General features: G+C 44.1%; 24 protein-coding genes. 4 read left to right on the plus strand and 20 right to left on the minus strand.

Translation table 11 applies throughout. The annotated features are described in order from the left end of the window. Positions 1-16 precede the first annotated feature (16 nt). The 10 genes from ACHWTJ_RS09735 to ACHWTJ_RS09780 form a co-directional block, all read right to left on the minus strand. Positions 17-490 (minus strand): DUF2691 family protein, encoded by a 474-nt coding sequence (locus ACHWTJ_RS09735; protein WP_394679582.1) that lies wholly within the window; start codon positions 488-490, stop codon positions 17-19. Between the two features lie 22 nt (positions 491-512). Next, positions 513-1,145, minus strand: a complete 633-nt coding sequence (locus tag ACHWTJ_RS09740) for a hypothetical protein (protein WP_294751655.1) — start codon at positions 1,143-1,145, stop codon at positions 513-515. A 15-nt stretch (positions 1,146-1,160) separates the two neighbouring features. Continuing rightward, the gene (locus tag ACHWTJ_RS09745; RefSeq protein WP_394679583.1) at positions 1,161-1,640 is read right to left on the minus strand and encodes a hypothetical protein; all 480 of its coding nucleotides are present in this window, start codon (positions 1,638-1,640) and stop codon (positions 1,161-1,163) included. A gap of 10 nt (positions 1,641-1,650) precedes the next feature. After that, positions 1,651-2,826, minus strand: coding sequence for an SMI1/KNR4 family protein (locus ACHWTJ_RS09750; protein ID WP_394679584.1), 1,176 nt, complete (start codon positions 2,824-2,826; stop codon positions 1,651-1,653). Positions 2,827-2,877: 51 nt separating this feature from the next. Continuing rightward, positions 2,878-3,315 carry a DUF4304 domain-containing protein gene (locus ACHWTJ_RS09755; protein WP_394679585.1) on the minus strand — a complete coding sequence of 146 codons (438 nt, stop codon included), beginning with the start codon at positions 3,313-3,315 and terminating at the stop codon, positions 2,878-2,880. A gap of 60 nt (positions 3,316-3,375) precedes the next feature. Then, positions 3,376-3,963 carry a hypothetical protein gene (locus ACHWTJ_RS09760; protein WP_394679586.1) on the minus strand — a complete coding sequence of 196 codons (588 nt, stop codon included), beginning with the start codon at positions 3,961-3,963 and terminating at the stop codon, positions 3,376-3,378. 133 nt (positions 3,964-4,096) lie between these two features. After that, positions 4,097-4,675 (minus strand): hypothetical protein, encoded by a 579-nt coding sequence (locus ACHWTJ_RS09765; protein ID WP_223041781.1) that lies wholly within the window; start codon positions 4,673-4,675, stop codon positions 4,097-4,099. Between the two features lies 1 nt (position 4,676). Further along, entirely contained in the window at positions 4,677-5,399 is a 723-nt protein-coding gene (locus ACHWTJ_RS09770; protein ID WP_394679587.1) for a DUF2750 domain-containing protein, read from the minus strand. Between the two features lie 30 nt (positions 5,400-5,429). Further along, complete coding sequence (locus tag ACHWTJ_RS09775; protein WP_394679588.1) at positions 5,430-6,032, minus strand: hypothetical protein; 603 nt, start codon at positions 6,030-6,032, stop codon at positions 5,430-5,432. An 83-nt stretch (positions 6,033-6,115) separates the two neighbouring features. Then, positions 6,116-6,655 (minus strand): hypothetical protein, encoded by a 540-nt coding sequence (locus ACHWTJ_RS09780; RefSeq protein WP_394679589.1) that lies wholly within the window; start codon positions 6,653-6,655, stop codon positions 6,116-6,118. A 515-nt stretch (positions 6,656-7,170) separates the two neighbouring features. On the opposite strand from ACHWTJ_RS09780, the gene ACHWTJ_RS09785 reads away from it, so the two are divergent. From ACHWTJ_RS09785 to ACHWTJ_RS09795, 3 genes are all read left to right on the plus strand, one after another. Next, positions 7,171-7,557 carry a hypothetical protein gene (locus ACHWTJ_RS09785; RefSeq protein ID WP_394679590.1) on the plus strand — a complete coding sequence of 129 codons (387 nt, stop codon included), beginning with the start codon at positions 7,171-7,173 and terminating at the stop codon, positions 7,555-7,557. 268 nt (positions 7,558-7,825) lie between these two features. Beyond that, positions 7,826-8,107: a hypothetical protein gene (locus ACHWTJ_RS09790; RefSeq protein WP_394679591.1), complete on the plus strand. Its 282-nt coding sequence runs from the start codon at positions 7,826-7,828 to the stop codon at positions 8,105-8,107. Between the two features lie 143 nt (positions 8,108-8,250). After that, a complete protein-coding gene (locus ACHWTJ_RS09795) occupies positions 8,251-8,472 on the plus strand; it encodes a hypothetical protein (protein WP_394679592.1) in 222 nt (73 codons plus the stop codon). Positions 8,473-8,517: 45 nt separating this feature from the next. Here ACHWTJ_RS09795 and ACHWTJ_RS09800 read toward each other — a convergent pair whose 3' ends face one another. The 5 genes from ACHWTJ_RS09800 to ACHWTJ_RS09820 form a co-directional block, all read right to left on the minus strand. Beyond that, entirely contained in the window at positions 8,518-9,189 is a 672-nt protein-coding gene (locus ACHWTJ_RS09800; protein ID WP_394679593.1) for a permease, read from the minus strand. Positions 9,190-9,243: 54 nt separating this feature from the next. Beyond that, on the minus strand, positions 9,244-9,714 hold the full coding sequence (locus ACHWTJ_RS09805) for a DinB family protein (RefSeq protein WP_394679594.1): 471 nt from the start codon (positions 9,712-9,714) through the stop codon (positions 9,244-9,246). A 128-nt stretch (positions 9,715-9,842) separates the two neighbouring features. Further along, positions 9,843-10,652, minus strand: a complete 810-nt coding sequence (locus ACHWTJ_RS09810) for an ankyrin repeat domain-containing protein (RefSeq protein ID WP_394679595.1) — start codon at positions 10,650-10,652, stop codon at positions 9,843-9,845. Positions 10,653-10,770: 118 nt separating this feature from the next. After that, positions 10,771-11,361 carry an AAA family ATPase gene (locus ACHWTJ_RS09815; RefSeq protein ID WP_394679596.1) on the minus strand — a complete coding sequence of 197 codons (591 nt, stop codon included), beginning with the start codon at positions 11,359-11,361 and terminating at the stop codon, positions 10,771-10,773. A 35-nt stretch (positions 11,362-11,396) separates the two neighbouring features. Continuing rightward, on the minus strand, positions 11,397-12,281 hold the full coding sequence (locus ACHWTJ_RS09820) for a LysR family transcriptional regulator (protein ID WP_394679597.1): 885 nt from the start codon (positions 12,279-12,281) through the stop codon (positions 11,397-11,399). A gap of 163 nt (positions 12,282-12,444) precedes the next feature. Between ACHWTJ_RS09820 and ACHWTJ_RS09825 the strand changes: the two genes are divergently transcribed. Continuing rightward, positions 12,445-13,635, plus strand: coding sequence for an MFS transporter (locus ACHWTJ_RS09825; protein WP_394679598.1), 1,191 nt, complete (start codon positions 12,445-12,447; stop codon positions 13,633-13,635). Positions 13,636-13,652: 17 nt separating this feature from the next. On the opposite strand, the gene ACHWTJ_RS09830 is transcribed toward ACHWTJ_RS09825, so the two are convergent. The 5 genes from ACHWTJ_RS09830 to ACHWTJ_RS09850 all read right to left on the minus strand — a co-directional run bounded on the left by ACHWTJ_RS09830 (position 13,653) and on the right by ACHWTJ_RS09850 (position 17,249). Next, the gene (locus ACHWTJ_RS09830) at positions 13,653-14,426 is read right to left on the minus strand and encodes a phosphotransferase family protein (RefSeq protein ID WP_394679599.1); all 774 of its coding nucleotides are present in this window, start codon (positions 14,424-14,426) and stop codon (positions 13,653-13,655) included. An 18-nt stretch (positions 14,427-14,444) separates the two neighbouring features. Continuing rightward, positions 14,445-15,410: a LacI family DNA-binding transcriptional regulator gene (locus tag ACHWTJ_RS09835; protein ID WP_394679600.1), complete on the minus strand. Its 966-nt coding sequence runs from the start codon at positions 15,408-15,410 to the stop codon at positions 14,445-14,447. After that, positions 15,385-16,233 (minus strand): Cof-type HAD-IIB family hydrolase, encoded by an 849-nt coding sequence (locus ACHWTJ_RS09840; RefSeq protein WP_394679601.1) that lies wholly within the window; start codon positions 16,231-16,233, stop codon positions 15,385-15,387. Before ACHWTJ_RS09840 ends, ACHWTJ_RS09835 begins: the two co-directional genes overlap by 26 nt. Positions 16,234-16,344: 111 nt before the next feature. Further along, the gene (locus tag ACHWTJ_RS09845) at positions 16,345-16,818 is read right to left on the minus strand and encodes an NUDIX hydrolase (protein WP_294741920.1); all 474 of its coding nucleotides are present in this window, start codon (positions 16,816-16,818) and stop codon (positions 16,345-16,347) included. 20 nt (positions 16,819-16,838) lie between these two features. Further along, positions 16,839-17,249, minus strand: coding sequence for a hypothetical protein (locus tag ACHWTJ_RS09850; RefSeq protein WP_394679602.1), 411 nt, complete (start codon positions 17,247-17,249; stop codon positions 16,839-16,841). Positions 17,250-17,277 lie beyond the last annotated feature (28 nt).

The raw sequence follows: 17,277 nt of genomic DNA on the forward strand, positions 1-17,277 counted from the left end.
CAGTGTCTTATTCTGCTCATACCGACAAACGAGTCCGAGGATCATTGTCATCTGTCACCCACTTGATTCCGGTATACCCACGTTTCATCGCATTCTCATAAAACGCTTCAGATACGTGCTGCTCTTTACAATAGATATCGACGTATGTGCAGTCATACACTAAAATCGCGATTTGACAATTGCTTTCCTGAAACCACTCATACGTCGTTCCCACTTCTTCAGTCTGACCACGTTGAAATGCAAACAATTCAGCAAAGATTAGGTAATTGCTTGGTCCCCTTAGCCATTTCGCTAGTTCATGTCCTGTCGCTTTCTGATCGTTTGAAAACTCTTCTAAACTGTCATACAAGTCCCCGTCCATGGTTTGGATCGGAAAATCAAAGTTACGAAGAAACCAGTCATACGCTTTCATCTCGATCGCACTTAGTATATCGAGCAAAACACGTCCCGGTTCATTCGGAATTTCAAACGATACGCCACGCAGACTCATCGAATTCCTTCTTTCTACCTTGTTATAAGAAGGCTGCCGTATAAAAACACTGTAGTTCCTGTTCTTCACTCGAACTTCCCCACGTGCAGACGGTATAACCTTGTGCGGTCAGTGTCATGACCATCTCGACGACTGGCAACCCTCCACTTTCTGTTAAGCCGATGTCGAACACCTGATCAAGTAACTCCTGACAGTTTAAGGGTCGATCATGATTCGCACAAATAATGGTATACATAGCTGGAGAATCACTAATCATTTCAATGGCTCTCGAAAGCTGTTCGAGACCAAATTCAGAAATCCCAACGTAATATGGTTCTTCTCCGACTTGAACTGGCACTTCTATTCGGGAGGTGAAGCCATCGAGCGTCTCTTCTCGTTCGAGCAAACGCCACAGCTTGTAGTAATCAAAGATTCTTTTGGACTGAAACTTATTTCCGACACACACTACTACATAAAAACGATAGGTACTCAACGCATGCTTTTGCTTTAGCTTATCACGGAACATCTCACTACTGATTTGTTTGAACTGAACGATGTCTTCTGGAAACAAAAGCATCTCACCGACCACACATAAACAGCGAATTGATGAACTCGCATCCGCAAGCCATGGAAAGATGCGTGTCGCATCGCTATGCTCTTCAAGATACGTTTTCATGAAGTATCTCCTTTTTCATTCCCATTGACACGTTACGCTTTGATTGGTTTCAAATCGTAGATGTACGAGTTCATTTGTTTTGAGATTAGACAGTTTCAGCGAACTTTGAGCTTCATTCGTATAAGGCAATTCGAATCTGACACCTTCGATTTTCTTCAGTAAAAAATATGCCCAGTGCCGATTGTATTCATTCTCGGACAGGACATCCCATAACGCATCCTCACAATGATTCGCCTCGTAGAAACATAATTTCATGACCGTGTTCTCTGCTATCACGTGTAACCCCGTGAATACGGAAGGGTTCGGAATTCGCGATTTTTGAACGACTAAGGTATAGCCCTCTTTCAGAAGATGGTTCAGTTGTTCGCGGCTATCCGGAAGCTCCTCTTCGATGACGGAAGCCGGCAGTTCTCTGATGCGAATCGGCAGAACCACTTCATATTCAAAGGGATCTTCGAGAGCGAGTAAGTCTTCATGGGAATAGATTATTTTCATGAGATCATCCTCACATTCTTTTATGGAGTGCTTTTAGATTACACGCGCGCCACGCATCACGGACGATATCTTGGAAAGTCGTTGCCTTCGGTTTGAGTTTCAACGTTCTATAGTCGAAGCGATAGACAGCTTCGTCTGGACGCTCTTTCAATACCGCATAGTATTCGTCCTGTTTAAACGACGAACCAAAAAAGAAGTATTTGTCGCGGATTGCATCGAACTCGGTTAACGCGTATTCATCAAGACTAACCGAGAGATTGTATTGGATCTCATGCGATAACCCGTTCCAGCTCGTCAGCGGTATACCGTATAAGTTCAACTCTTCGGAAAAACGAATACCGTTACAGACTCTCAAAATCTCTTTATACCACTCCGGAATCGCAAAATGATTGGTCTCGAATGCTTGGATGCGGGCTTCTGGACAAGGACTCTCCACGGACACTCGGTAGCTTTGAATTTTTGGTAAGCGATCATACAAACAAAGCTCATGCCTTACCTTTTGCCCCTCGATTGGAATGCTGTACTTTAGTTTTTTGTGGTCTTTTTCATAGAATCTCTCCATGGAAGCTAGCACATTCGCCAGAAACCCATCATCAGCTCCTGATGGATGTCTTTCTTTCTTGATGATTGGCATTTCAACGTCTTCTAGTGACACGTCTTCCTCGTCATCGTTTTCTTCAAAAGCCTCATGTTCCCCGAGGACGATTGCGACACCTGTCACGTTACCGTCTTCTCGTCGGACGAGGACTTCATAGTGTCCGTCCCCCATTAACTGAACGGCGGCACCGAACGGAAACAGGAAGATCTCTTCTTCCATCATTTCGTCTGAGATCGCGATATAGAACGGGTCGATTTCTTTGTCGAACTCTAGCGTATTTCGAATCTCCCAATCGATGGCTTCCCGTCTCCCGTAATCCGCTGTGTTCATGACGACGAGCTGCGCTGAATCGACGACGACTAGATCGGATAACGCCTCGAAATCGGATGGAGCCATCTTCGTTTCTTCATTCATTGTTAGGTAAAGCAAATTAATTGATTCGTACTCATCTTCGTCATAGAAGACCGTCCAAATCGAACCTTGTTCAACTGGAATTGTCACGTTATATTCTACATCCGGCTCAAGGAAAGCCGGATCCGAGACGATCAAATTCCCTTTGTGACTTGTAAACGTGCCTAGCTTTTTCATGGTGCATCACTCCTTCTTACAGATTTCTATCATACCGGAACGGATAGTCGCTCATTCTTTCTCTTCATCAAACGATCGATAGAGCGCTCTCTGCCATGCGACAGTTCTCTTCATCCAACTCGGATCCTCGATGTTCAGGTAGGTTAATGCGTCTTTCGCTAAGTCCTCATGTTCTTGTTTTGTCGTTAGCCCATTCATCACGAAAGATTTTCCATCACCGTCAGGCGTTTCAATTAAATCAGCTCCGACGACAAACCGTTCTTCTGCTTTTAAATCAGATACTTTCACTTTATTTGGGAGAATCGTGTCCCCTTCAAAATCGACATAACCAGTCAATGGGACGATACTCGTTTCCATATAAAAATCTTCACTATATTTCGTTATATAGATCATCAAGATTTCCTGAAAGGAGTCTTGTTTACGTCTAAAATGAGGATAGCTTCCTCTGAATCCATATGCTCGTATGTACGGCACCATGATCGTTTTCATCGCTTATATCATCATCTGCCGATTTCCGAGAGTAATGCATCCCACGCGTTTCCGCCCTTTCTAAATAGCTGAGGTCATTGCGTTGTTGTAACTCAACCCTTTAATTCTTGTTGCATCCGCCACTCCATGAATCCAGTGGTTTGCTCTTGCCGGAAACGAATCCAATCCGTTTAAGGTTTGATTCATCTTCTGCCATTCGTTAATACATTCCGATTTGAAAAGCGCATCATCGAGTTGCTCGATTAGTAACCAAGCCTCTGTTAAGATTGCAGCATCTTCCTCTTTTTCTCCTAAATACAAATCTTCATCGAGATGATGGAAGGAATACCATAATCCGTACAAAAGATGATTAATCATTCTCTCGATCGCTAACTGCTCTTGTCCTCCCCCACGTGTAATCGCCTCTTGTAAATAGATGAAGCGGTCATCTTCATCAATGAAAAGACCATACCAGCGATACGGTCGGACGTCATCCGGCAACTCTTTCATCCACTTCTTCAAAGTCGGTTTTAGAAGACGTTCTTTTAGCGGATGAATCAAGAGGAACGAAGCGTCTGTCTCTCCTTCACAGGTAGATAATAACCAACTCACAAACGTCCGCTGTCGCTCGAAGTTCCACGTATTCGCTTCTTCAATGAATCTATCCATATGTACTAACCACTCTTTGCGTAAGCCATGATTTTTGGCAAGAAGAGCGGTGTGAAGACGTGGTAGATCAGAAACGATAGGGTCTTGTAATAACTTATCTAGAAGCGACATGTTTCATTTCCTTTTAAAAATGTCATTGCTCTACTTTCATTTGTTGTCTCGTTTTTCGAAGATGAAACCATAATAGTATTCCCGTGCCTATCGAAAGAACCGGGAAAAGATACGGGATGTACGATTCCTGCTGATGAATCACGTGCATGAAAAAGTAACTAATGAAGCAGACAATTCGAAGCCATGTAGGAAGATAATCTTTACCAATAAAAGCTAAAAACATCAAGGGAATACCCATTCCAAATACTACAATTGGTAAGACAGAGAACGGTGTCACGAACTGAAACAGACCAAGTCCCACCAGAAGATAGGCGAACCAGGACGTCCGTCGTCGAAACTTCTCGCGTTCCTTTCGTCCAGGTTGTATCCCGTAAATATCATCCTGCTTGTATCCTTCCGCTTGTTTCTCGGCAATCAGTTCCTCCATCCGTCGTTTCGCTTGACGCCTCGTCGAGTACTGTTCTTCCTTCTCATCGCTGACATCTTGATCCAACTTCCATTGCTCGGTGACACCGTGATAGATCTGGATTGTTCGACCATCACGATACAAGTACCAAAAGTACGTAATGCCATCCACCTGTTTACTGAGTGTCTGAATCATGTTAACCCTCCAGATCTGCTAGGACATCTTCTGGATCTAGCTCAAGTCCGACGAGCTCCGGTCCCCAATTCAAGCCACAATACAGTCCGTCGTTAATCATGTTCGGTAACCAGCCATTCATGTACAAATCCAGGTCTAAGCGAATCAGATGATAGTTCGCCCATTCTTTCGTCTGTAGCGCTTTCGCCGCCGCTTCCGTCGAAAAGAATAATAGGACGTCCGTTTCCTCTTGATTCGACGGACAGTACGCCCAGCCCGACTGTTCCAACTTTGATAGACCATAGACAGCACCCGTTTCAAGAACCGTCTCTAAGAAAAGTTCTGCTTGTTCCGCACTCTGTTCCATTTGTTGTTCCTTTTCAACGAACGTATTCAACGTCGGTGCTACTGAAAACAACTCTTGTTCCTCGTGGTCCCACAAGACGATCGTCTCTGTGTCCGGTAACTGATATCCGAGTTCGTCACCTGTTCCGTCACTGGCGATTCGTAAGAAACCGGATGGATAGTCCTCCGCATCCGTCGTGTTGACACGAACAAGGTCGTCCCATGTTCGCTTGATGTACTGCTCGTCCTTGATCGGATGAAACTCCCATTCACCGACATTGAACTTGTTTTCGCGCTTGTAGCAGTTTCGTAGTTCTTTCGGAAGCTCGAAGCCGAGTACTGCCTCTACTTCTTCTAGTCTCTCTTCCGTAATGCCAGGTAATCCACTTTGATATGTCATTCTGTATGACTCCTTTTATTTTAAATTAAATTATTTATAGGTATTTAAAACATGATCTATCTGATAATCCGTCGGTAGGATTGTTTTAAGCTGATCGACGGTTTGAAAGGCATCTCCATTCGAAAACCACATGAAACCGAGCGCATCATGCGATGGAAGGATAAACGGCAATCCATCACGTGCATCAATTACATGCGTGTATTTCGCTTCTTTAAAAATCCATTTTCCAGAGGTTTTTAACTCAAATGTGGGTCGAGCGAACGTGATGAGGAACGTTTCACTATAAGCAGCTCGAAAGAAGGACTCTTTTAAGACGAAACGCAGATCATTCGCATCCGACACTTCGATACAACAATAAAAACTGGTACGTCGATGATCGCCTTCGTACCGGGGATGTTCGTGGCAAACGAATGGTCGCAATTTTAAACGCTCTAAGAGGTCCATTTCATCTTCTCGAATCTCATCAAAATTAGTCGTGATATATAAAGGAAAATGATTGAAGCGAACCAGCGTGTCATATAATACTTCCTCCGTCAATTCACTGGTAAAACTACCTACTGTATGGTCATAACACATGATTTCGTAGATAGTTTGCAATGGACCAAGCACGTTGATTTCGGATATCTGAAGCATACGTTGGATACTCTTCGACTGAAAAGAATATTCGTCGATTGTCAGCTCGTTCATACTGTATCTCCAATCTGTGTCGTCATCGTTCAATTTTTCCGGTTAAAATTCTTACCTGTGGGATAAAGTCCGGTCAAGCGTCTGCCGTAATGAACTTTTGCCTGCCCCATTCGGATTTTCTTCAGATTAAACTGGTCCTTGAAATAATCAATGACGGGTTCAACGATATAAGACGGCTCCAAGATATGAAGGACGAATTCGATCGCTTCTGAACCATATTCATCTTCAACAAAATACCCGTTGCCGATTTCAAAAAGAAATTCATTGAGGTCTTCTTCAATGCTCGAGCGACGCTCAAAGATGACGTCATACTCTGTATCCTGACAAAAGATCTCGACGACAACTTCGTGGTAATCCGCTTCTTGAACGACCGAGTATCCGTCTTTTTCTTTCTCCGCTACGAGTTCTCGAATGTAGGCATCCAGATTAAAAAAGCGCGAGAACTTTTGCTCGCTCATTGGTTCTGTCAACCTCTCTCCCATGATGCCGTGAAACGTGTAAAGTGTCCGTCCATCCTTTTCAAACAGCCAAAAATGATTCTGACCGTTCATGTGTTTGATGAGTTGCATATTGTCACACAATCCTTTATGTAATAAGTCGATGAAATTTATAATTTTTCCTAAATAGCTGTTTTCTTAAAAAATCAATTTCTCCACTCCATTATAAAAGTCATAACCATTTATGGGAATTTTTATTTATCATTAAACTCCTCTTCTTTCTAATTAATTCTTATCAGCGTACTCGCTATTAATTTAAATCAAATGCAGTTGATATATTCTTTTGTGATTACAATTCAAAATTCAAGATCTTTTATGTCAGCGTTATTACGCTCTATACGGTACTTATTCTTTCTTTATGGGTGGAATTGAATGGATACAGTGATCAGTCATTATTCGAGATTCAAGGATGAGATTCTCATCGAAGATTTACATAGCGTATCGTTTGAGGAGCGACGCTTAGGTGTTGAAATATAATGTACCTGTCCTAAGGCACTTCCCTATTTCTCAAGTACGCTACATATGAAGTGTTTCCTTGATGTACACTATCGGTAGTACAAAACCGTGTACTTCGGAGGTGTTCGCACTTGAAAATGAAACGTTTAGCTTTCCTCCTTTTTTCGTTCGTCTTCCTAGCGGGATGTAGTGATTATGATCAAGACGGAAATACGACTAGCGAGAAAGCAAAACAGAAATATGATGTAGCTATCAATCAAGTCTTCAAATCTGAAAATCAGTACTTGAAGAAGCAACAGGTTGATCGACAACTAAAGCGAAACACCGGTGAAACGGGCGCCATCGTTTATGAGGATCAAGGCCTCATTGAAATCTATTACGACCAATCAGTTGGAGGAGAAAGAGCCATTTATCAGAAAGATGGATCAACTCACGCGCGGAAAACATACACGAAACAAATCAGCCGTAAAATCGATGACTCTGAAAAAAAATACCTTGAGAACATTGGAATCAAGTAACTTTCATCAGACTAGACCAATTTTTAATTGTTTATATCAAAAAGAGTCGATGACTCTCCTCAAAGAAGAGAATCATCGACCCTTTTTCAAAAATACGGTGTCATCGAACTATACTGTCACAAGAAGATTAGAAAATGTGGAAAAGAAGTGCACCGATGAAAGATTACGTTAGAAACCGATGTAAGTAGTCTGCAGCGTTCCGTTGCATGACTTTTAATTGATCTATTCTATAGTTAAGTCAAATAAATACGTTTTTGGAGTGATAAAAATGGAAGATAAGGAAGAAAAATCACCTTATTATCTAAGAAGAATCCCCTTCTTTATTATTTCTTACTTAATTGCACCTTTAGCGTACATCTTACTTTTCATCAAATGGCGTTCGTTAGATTCTTCTGTGCGAAATGCGCGACTGATTGTTGCATCACTATTTTTACTACTCTTCATCATTGATTTTTTTCCAGCTGGTCTATATCAAAACATCGTACTTGCTATAGCCCTCACAGTTGGTTTGTTTATTACCTTTATTGGATTAGGGGGCGGAACAAAATAGTCGATTAACCGTACATCCGGATTTATGAACGTCGTTTTGTTCCGAATCCCATCAATCCATTTCATCTTCTATTCTTTATTTCCATTTTACCTACTCATTATTTGATATACTTAAACAAATCATTGTAAGAAAGGATGATTCGAATGTGGAAGGCACTCTTATTTTCTTCCATCTGGATCGGTATCACGATCCCACTTGTGTTAGCTGTCATCTTTACGCTTTTCGAACCTTTACTTACTTTTGATACGAGTGGCATCCTCATGTTGATCACAATGGCAATCGGTGCGATTGCTGATCTCTATTTCGCAACTCGTATTTGGACTTGGATCGAACATAAGATGTACAAACGAAAGCATTACATGTGAAAACGCAGATTATTCGTTCATCATCGAACAGATATTCTGCGTTTTTTAGATGAATCGTGCCATATAATCGGAAAAAATTTTCGTCATGACTTTCGGCGTATTTTCGATGTAGATCCGCATCTGTTCAACGTTTGCTTCAACCACATCTTCTTCTTTTTCTTCTGTTGGAAAATCAGATATCCCTTTGATGATGATACATTCAACCCCGTTTTTCTGACAGATGTACGCGATTGCCCCCGCTTCCGTATCGGCAATCGTCAATCCGTTATCCCGCAGTTCGATATAGTCTCGCCACATGACGACAGCCCGATCTGCCGTTCCTATCGTTCCGAGATAAAAGTCGTTACCATACTTCGATACATCGAGATTGACGACGAACGAGGGTTTGATCAGTGGTTCAATCTCTTTAACCGTGCAATCATATTGAACAGCACGATCTGGAACGATGATATCAAGTACGTCGTACCTGGTATCGATCCCGGCACACGTTCCAGCAACGATGACCTTCGTCAATGTAAAGCGGAGGATCATATATTGATTCGCACCGATACCGTTTACTTTTCGAACGCCGGTACTATAAAATATGAGCGTTTTTCCATTCATCTCTCGCGTGAAATATTCACCGTACGGATAGGCAATTCTTTCTTCGGGCGAGACACGAAAATACGCTAGTGTTGCGTCGAACTCCCATTTGGTTGCGATACTGATTCCAATCATTTCATCGTTCTCCTCTATTTTTTATCAGAAACATTATTTTCGTATCCATCCATATCAATCCCATACTCGTACACGCTCGATACTTGCTGTTCTCAGGTAATCGAGTAACTGTCCCGTATGTACCGCTTCATGATAAGCAATTCGTAGCAACATATCTCCAAGCGAACGCACATATCCCGATTCGGAACGGTTGATCTGAACCGTCGCTAAATCTGATTCCGGTAGTTGCTCGACATATGTCATGAATTCCTCACGATAGACTGCCGCAAAGTCTAATTCTGCTTGCACGGATACGAAGTCGCGTGCTTCATACGGGGACTCATACGACGATAAACTGCCTCGGTTCTGTAACGCTAAGTAATAATAATACTCGCTATCTAACACATGACGGATCATCTCGAAACACGTCATGGCATTCTCATCCGGTTTCCAGTTCAGTTTATCTTCAGGAATCGACTGCCAGACTTTGACGCTTCTTCTTCTCACTTCGTTTAAATTCCATACTGTCCAATCGATTGTGTTCATGATACATCCTTCCTTTCAATGACGAATAAGTGTTCTCTTAATCTCTATTTTGACAAAGCAATTTGAAAATCCTTTAAAAATAAAAACAGGAATCATCCTCAGATGTTTCCTGTTTAATCGTCCATCGTTCACTTATTCTTTTCCTCAGACAACGCATCGATCTCTTTTTGGCGTAAAATCTCCGCAATTTGATGATGTTCGTTCTCGATGGCACTATCACGCGCGGAGTGTCCTGAAGCGTCGCGGTGAAGCGGATTTGCTCCATAAGAAAGTAATATACGGACGATACGCTCGTATCCCTTCGTGCTAGCTAGCGTCAATACCGTCGCCCCGTCCTCTGATGGGCTCGTCTCATGATCCGCTCCTGCTTTGAGTAACACCTTAACGGCTTTTGGATGGTTATGTGTCACCGCGAGATACAATGGGGTTACACCTCCTTCTCCCTCTGCCTCGATTTCAGCTCCCGCTTCAAGCAATAAGGTGACTTTTTTTGCCTTCCCTGCCTGAGCGGCAATGTGTAGAGGCGTCATTCCCTCACCCTCTTCAGTTCGTTCGTGTAACAATTCCATATCCTGAGCCAAGTGACGCAGGATTTTTTTATTGCCAGACCGACCTGATATTAGATGTAGTGCTGTAAATCCATCACCTGTTAAATCTAAATAGGCGCCACGCTTCATTAATAACAAGGCAATCTCAGATTTCTGGTCATACAATGCGATGTGTAGCGGCGTCATTCCATCTTGATTGGGTAGATTGATGTCTGCTCCGTGGTCGAGCAGCATTGCGACGATCGCGATGTGTCCTTCCTGGATTGCCCAGTGTAGTGCCGCGAACCCTTCTTCATCCCACTCATTCAGATCATCCCCTCGTTCGATACAGCGCATGACCTGCTTCTTTTTCCCTAGAAAGGCTGCATCTTGAATGGATCGCTTCCCCATGTCGGTTCGCCCCTTTATCAACTCTGTCGTTAATTCATTTTACAACAACCGGCTTCAGGAAAGCGAAAAAACCATCTTGAACAGCGCCAAGATGATTTTACCTAGTGAACAAATTTTTCTATATGAATTTTTTAAACGCAAGGATCTGCATCGCTGTTTGTCGGACTTGTTCCGCCGTTTTCGCTGTCGTATCAATCGGATATACCGAAAATTGTTCATACCATCTCTCTTCGATCGCCCAAAGCGGTTGATGTTGTTCAAAAGATTGACGAGTTCTTTCTTGATCAGCGTCGCGCCGCTCTTGTAAGAGATGGTCTGGTGCCTGTAAATAAAGAATCTGGTCGGACCGACATTCTCTTAATGCTTCAAGTTCCGTCTTTAAACGAGATTCCATATCCCAGTCATGCCCATGTATCTGTGAATAATGAAGCGTGTAGAATTCAAGATCCTCCGGACCACGATCTAATATGATGTGTCCATCGGGAAAATGGCGAAATCGTTCGATTTCCGCTTGAATGAACAAGCGTTGATTCTCAACGAATCCGTCTTCGGTACGGATGTCTAAACCGAGCTCTTTTCGTTTTTGAACGATCGGATATGGATTTTCATAATAGACATGTAACTCCGGGTAAGTGTCCTCGAGCGCTCGCGCAAGTGTCGTCTTCCCTGATGCCATGCCGCCTTGAATCGAAACGATATGTCGATGCATGTTATTATATTTCTCCTTTAGCTCATTACGATTTGTTATGGACGGTCCACCGTTTCAGCGAACAACGATTGCGCTGTTTCGATGAATACTTCCGTCGCCTTCGACATCTCTTTCTTATTTCGTACTGCAATTTTAATATCTGGCGTTTCGGTCGTTTCCAGTTGACGAATTAGACTTTCGCTCGATAATCCAGCGATACTTTGTCGTGTCGTAATGACTACACCTAGTCCTTCTTCCATCATCTTAAGTCCCGTCTCGAGGTGCTGCATCTCATATCGCACATGTGGTACAAGACCTTGATCCTGAAATAACATCTGCACCTGTTGCTTCGTCTCCATCTGTTCGATCAAGAGCGATTCTTCCGACAGATCGAGTAGACTGATTGATACTTGATGTGCTAAACGATGGTGTTCCGGTAACACAACGACCCATTCATCTGATACAAAAGGAAAACGATCAAATTCCTCGTCTGTAGCCGTGATGAACCCGACATCTACACAGTCGGTTCGCAACCATTGCTTGATTTGGTCAACGGTTCCTTCCCACAGTTTGACTTCCAGTCCCGGATATCGCTCATCCATCGTTCGGATGATTTTTGGTAAAAAACGTGTATACGCCGTTTTATAAACCCCGACATGAACCTTTCCGATCGCTAGACCTTGTTCCGATGCAATCAATTCATCCACTTTATGAAATTCACTATTGATACGTCTTAAAATAACGAGAACCCACTCGCCTACCTCTGTAAAGAACAGTCCTTTTTTCTTATCCCGCTTGATTAGTTTCGTTCCAAGTTGTGCCTCGACTGACGCAATTGTCCGACTGACCGCTGGTTGTGTCATGTGTAACTGTTCTCCTGCCGCTGTAAAACTTCCTGTCTCAGCAATTTGAAGAATCAATTCGATTTGTGCTCTGTTCATAACGTTTTTGGTATACCCCCTATGCGAAAGATGCATTTTATTTATCATAATCGCTACTGTACTATGACCAAGTATCACAAATCAACTTGGATAGATGAAACCTCTCAAACGTCTAAATGAAACGGGATACGAATTGAAACAGAAACAGTGAGGTGTAACTATAATGAAACACATGGGGAAAATTTATTTACTTGCCATCATCAGCTTCTTAAACGGGACATCAGAATATGTCATTGCCGGTATATTGGATCGCATCGCGGATTCCAATCAAATATCCGTCTCGTCTGCCGGACAGTTAATCACGGTCTTCTCGATTGCCTTCGGAGCAGGTACTCCTTTTTTGATTGCTCTGACGGCACGACTCGAACGAAAAAAATTACTGGTCTATGCGCTCAGTTTGTTCTCGATCATCAACGTATTAATTACCTTCTTATCCAGTTATGAGCTACTGATGAGCGCACGAATCTTATCTGCACTTTGTGCCGGTGTCATTCAAGTCACGCTATTAACGCTCGCTGCTGTCCTTGCCGCATCAGGAAAACAAGGAAACGCTATCGCAACTGTCGTCATGGGTAATAGTACGGCACTAGTTATCGGTGTTCCAATCGGTCGCGTCATTGCTGCTCATTATGAATGGCATGTCATTTTCGCTGGCCTTGGAATCATTGGACTTATCTTGGCGCTCCTGACATTCTTTTGGATTCCTCAAACGGTCGCAGAAGAACCGGTTCCGTTACGCGAACAACTTCACTTCTTCATACAGCCACGAATCGCTGCTTATTTATTGATTACGTTCCTATGGTTAGGTTCTTATTCCATCGTCTTTACCTATATTTCGCCTTATTTTTTAGATGTCTTCCAAAAGAGTGATCAAGCCGTCACGGCAGCGCTGTTCCTGTTTGGAATCGCTAGTGCGTTTGGTTCTAAGCTCGGTGGCATCAGTACGGATAAATGGGGCACGTTTTGGACGCTTGTAGGTGGGACAGCACTGCATGCCATCGTACTACTACTGTTCCCACTGATGGGTCACGTTGCATCTGCCTTTTATATCCTCCTCATCCTTTGGGCGTTAGCGGCATGGTCCTCCGGTACACCGATTCAATTACGAATGATCACGTTGGCACCAGCTGCTGCAAGTATCGTTTTAAGCCTGCATAGCGCATTTGGACAAATCGGAATGGCAGCAGGTGCCGGGATCGGCGGTATCGCAGTCACGAATGGTTTATTGCAGTACTTGCCCTGGATCGGTGCCCTTGCACTCACGCTTTCAGTCGTCGTCATCGTAACGGATCACCTATTTGCGAAATCGACTAGTATTCAGGAATCGGAAAAAATGCGGTATGTCGAAAAATAATCGCTATCTCTCACTTCTCACCTAAAATACGCGACAAGATCCGGATGCTCAATCAGTTCCTTAATTCGTTCTTGCTCAGCATCCGGAACTTGCTCAAGCGTCCTAAGAATGGCCATGAGTCGTATCCAGTCTGCAAGATTCGATAGCTGGATTGACGAAACAGCTTGATAGCGGTCGAGGTATTCGCGACAGACATATCGTCGCACCTCGTCCGGCACTGTTATTTCACCTGCTATTCGCAGTAAGAGCAACGTCCGCGCGACATCCGCGATCGGTGGACCTGTTGTCGCATCATGCCAATCAATGACGACGAACGTTTCATCTGCTGTCACGAGGATGTTCTGAAAATGGAAGTCCCCGTGGAGCAATCCTTGTTGTTGCGGAATGTGAAGCGTCTCTAACAATCGTTCCGCCTTCAAGCGTAACGCAGGTTGCAGATGATGCACTTTTTGTTGGGTGACATCATACCATTCTGGAGCTGCACGCGATTGTTGCTGATGAATCCGTTGATGTAATGTCGCGAAATTGTTCAGAAAATCTGTTATTCGCTCCGGTTCAAACAACTCTAACATTTCGCTGCCGTCGATCCGCTGCATCTCAATGAAAGGCGAATCTTCTAATTCAACGGCATATACGTTTGGTGTCGGGATGGCCGTCCGCTCAAGTTCTTCGAGCATGCGAAATTCCTGAGTGATCCGTTGTTTTTCAATCGATGCTTGAAAGTACTTACGGACTCGTTCGTCAGACATCGTCATCACGGTAGCGGTCGCACCGGTTTTTTCCTTATTCATCTGTATAACCCCAATCTCTTATGTCGTTTGTCGAATTATCAAAGAAGGTTCCAGTAAAGAACTAGCGCTTTCACTCTGATTCAGCGCGTCATCCAATAATTGTTCTGCTGCCAGTCTGCCAAGCATTACAACCGGTTGTCGGATCGTTGTTATTTCAAGCGCTCTGGCAATTGGTACATCATCAAATCCCGTAATGGCGATATCCTCTGGCACCCGAATGCCATTCTTGCGAAATTGATGGATGAGACCCGCTGCGACTTCGTCATTGCCGACGATGATGGCGTCTGGTAAGTCTATCGTTAGAAGTTGACCTGCCAGTGCTTGTCCGTCTTCGAAAGAATAGTACCGATCCGCGTACCATTGAATTTCATGACGGAGCGTAGACGTCTTGAGATATTGATCGAACGCCTCCCGCCTGACTCTTCCGACTCCGCTATCTGGATTTCCAAGACAGAGACCGACTGTTTGTGCTCCTCGTTCTTCTACATGCTGCAGCAACATTATGATCGCTTTTCCATGGTTAAAAGAGAGCGACGGCACGATATCCTGATGGTCTTCGCAGGCAACGACTGGTCCAACCGTCCGCATCGTCTCAAGTAACTGCGGCTGACTGATGGCGCCAATGATCAATCCGTCAATCCGCTTATCGCGAAGGTATTGTATACTCGCTTCTTCTTTTGCTGAATCATGTTCCGTCTGGATGACAAGGAGTGTGTGGTTTCGTTCCATACACACTTGACCGATTCCCTCGATTAATTGATGAAAAAACGGATGACCGACACGCGGCACGAGGACACCCATCGTATTCGTCTTACCGCGTGAGAGGTTGATCGCATTTCCGTTCGGACTATATTCCAGTCGCTCCATCACGTCTAAGATGGTCCGTCGCTTTTCTTTTGATACATGCTTATGACCGTTTAAGACACGGGATACCGTCGATTTCGAGACGCCCGCTTGTTTAGCGATGTCCGAGATGTTCGCCATGCTGTTCCTCCTTCGTTTGTTCCCATCGTTCTAAGCCGTTTAATGCCTCCGCTACACCGTCCTCGTCATGATCACTGGTAAGGTATGTCGCTCTGCTTTTGACAGATGCTTCAGCGTTTCCCATGGCAATCGATGTTCCCGCCACTTTGAACATCGGTAGATCGTTTTGATTGTCACCGATCGCAATGATGTCCTCGGGTGTCATCGCGTACGCTCTCGCAATGTCTTGAAGGGCAGTCCCTTTTGTCACGCCGTTTGCCATGACTTCTAAGTTATAGGTACCTGAACTTGTCACGGAACAGATCTTCAGCTGAAGGAGTTGCTGCTCGAGGTGTTCGAGCTGCCATGTGTCAGGTGAGACGAACATGAATTTGATGACGTCCAATTGATCGATTGCGATTTCGTCAACTTCCTCAACACCGTATTGCGTTAATTGAGCTTGAATCGCTTCTTGAAACGCACGATCTCCTCCTTGAAGAGAAGCAAGCGAAAACTGCGGTAACAGGATGTTGTCTTGTAGATAAATATGTATGAATACGTTTGTAGATCGTACGATCTCCCAAATCGTTCGACTGCTAGAACGGTTCAAAAAATACCGTCCACCTTGTCCTACCTCGACCTCTGCCCCGTTCGCACCAATGATCGGACAATCCAGTCCGTGTTGCGCTAGAATCCGTCGTGCATCAAAGGCAGCTCGCCCGGTGACGATGATGACAATATCTCCTTTATCCTGCCGTTTCTTGATGGCTACCTGATTTCCCGCCGAAATTCTGTGTTTCTTATTCAATAACGTTCCATCTAAATCAATCGCAAAGCATCGCATCGCGTTTCCTCCTTTTCGTGTCCTCTTGATGCTACAGGCTGAAACGCGTCCCAGTGCAACAAAAAATCTTGAATGAACAGTTCATTCAAGATTTTTGTTTTATCCTTTGCTTCAAATGGAGACGTGATGCGCTGTCTGTTGTTTCTGAACATACTCCATTAAGATCGGTCGTTCCGGTGGATTGAGGTTTTCTGGTAGCTGGTCGATCGCGAAAAAGCGTAATTCCGCGACTTCTGACGGATCCCGAACCACTTCACCGGTATAAGCCGTACACAGAAATGCCGAGATGACATTATAGACTTCATCCCCGTGCGGATACTTATAGTAAAACGCATCACCCGAATAGACGTTCAATAATTCGAGCTGCTCCGCTTCAAGACCGGTTTCTTCCCTTAATTCTCGTTTTGCTGTCTCTACGAGCGTCTCCCCGATCTCAAGCGCTCCACCAGCGAGTCCCCAGCAACCGTTATCTTGCCGAAGTTGTAATAAGACTTCTTGTTTATCGTTGACGACGATGACACACGCTCCTGCCATGACGAGCGGTCGTGTGCCAACGAGTTTGCGTAATTCTGTGATGTATCCCATATCATTCAGTCCTTTTCTATTTAGATCACTCTCGTTCGGACGCGCATTCGTTTGAGTCCCGTCAATAGGAGACACAACAAGATGATGCTCGAAACGAACAGTACGTATGTATGAATCGTAAAGAGGGCACGGAAATCGATTGCGGCAACATTCTGTTGCACCTCAATCCAACTACTAAGTATGATTCCGCTGATTGCAAATAAGATGAGTACGCAGACCTGTCGACGTGTCAACATAACATACGTCAAAACACGCATGCCTTCACGGATCACGAACGGTAGGAGAACGAGGAGTGCTGCGACCGGTAAGATGACCGGGTCACCGCCTTGCTGAATCGGCATCGACCGGGTCAAATAGCCAAACAGAAAAAAGAAACCACATACGAACAACAATAATCCGAACGCGATACTCGCATTCACCGCTTTATTCATCTTACTTCCCTCACTTTTTACATTTATG

Origin of the sequence: uncultured Exiguobacterium sp. (genome assembly GCF_964277885.1) — a bacterium.
GTDB lineage: Bacteria > Bacillota > Bacilli > Exiguobacteriales > Exiguobacteriaceae > Exiguobacterium_A.